Below are 712 nucleotides of genomic sequence, written 5' to 3' on the forward strand. Positions count from 1 at the left end.
GGTGTTTGGTAATTGAGACTGCTGTGAATGCGATGGTGATTCCACCAGTGGACATAATCTTTCGTTTTAAGGGTTAGTTCTTCTAGTGAATGGAAGGTTTCTTGGTTGATAAACTCAAGTTTGAAAGAATGATAGGTACTCTCAGCGACGGCATTGTCATAGGGACAACCCGCTTGACTCAGCGAACGGGTGATGCCAAAAGCCTCTAACATGTCATCTATCAGCTGGTTGTCAAACTCCTTACCACGGTCAGAATGGAACAGCTTCACTTTGGTCAGAGCGTAAGGGATGTTTTGAATGGCTTCTTTGACCAAGTCAGCGGTCTTGTGCCAACCAAGGGATAGGCCGATGATTTCACGATTAAAGAGGTCAAGAATCAAACAAACATAAGCCCAACGATTGCCAACACGAACATAGGTTAAGTCCGTCACAAGGGTTTCCAATGGTTTTTGCTGGTTAAACTGTCTCTCTAAGAGATTTGGAATAGGTGCTTCATTCTTCCCTTTAGCATGCGGTTTGAAGGCAGCCTTTTGGTAAACAGAAACCAAATTCAATCGCTTCATGATGCGACGAATCCGACGGCGAGACAAGTTGATCCCTTGTGCTTCCAGACATTTCTTAATCTTCCTAGCGCCGTATCTGAACTTACTGTCAAGAAAAATGCGCTTAACCATTTCTTCAAGTTGTGCCTCAGATACTGGCTCTACAGCTT

1 protein-coding gene is annotated in these 712 nt (G+C 44.1%); it reads right to left on the reverse strand.

The window, feature by feature from the left end; all coding sequences use genetic code 11:
* The coding region (locus tag ACFOSE_RS09705; RefSeq protein WP_380432821.1) for an IS3 family transposase at positions 1-712 on the reverse strand (712 nt) is incomplete at both ends.

This window comes from Streptococcus dentapri, assembly GCF_042649885.1.
GTDB classification, from domain to species: Bacteria; Bacillota; Bacilli; order Lactobacillales; family Streptococcaceae; genus Streptococcus; species Streptococcus dentapri.